General features: G+C 28.7%; 1 protein-coding gene. It reads right to left on the bottom strand.

What is annotated here, in order from left to right; translation table 11 throughout:
* Positions 1–450: leucine-rich repeat domain-containing protein (locus GFU93_RS04255; RefSeq protein WP_185150579.1), on the bottom strand; the 450-nt coding region annotated here is incomplete at both ends.

The raw sequence follows: 450 nt of genomic DNA, 5'->3' as shown, positions 1-450 counted from the left end.
AAGTATTATTTTGTGTATACGTTTCTTGATATAAATAGAGATCATCTCCTTTTTTAATTGTGGATAATAAATTCTTAGGAATCGTAACCACCCCTTTTTCTGATATGGGTAAATTCTCGCTTACTCTTTCTCCTCTTAAATAGAGTTTCATGGTCGGTTTTTGACTGAAATCGTTTTTCGATCTATTATATAAAAATAGTTGGGGTAAGCTTATTTCTACATCTTCCCCTTTATATGTGAATAAAGGTAAAGTAATGGTTTGCTTTCTTAAATTGTAATCCGTTATGCTATAAGGTAAAAAACCCTCTATGGATGAAATTTGATTACTATATAATTTTACTGTTTTTAAGCTTTTGATCTCTTCCAATTCTTTCGGTACTTTTTTGAAATTATTATATGAAAGATCTAAATATTCCAACTTACATTTAGAAATTGATGGGGGTAATTCTT

This window comes from Apibacter sp. B3546, from assembly GCF_009827885.1.
Lineage (GTDB): Bacteria > Bacteroidota > Bacteroidia > Flavobacteriales > Weeksellaceae > Apibacter.
This window is presented reverse-complemented; position numbering and strand designations above follow the sequence as displayed.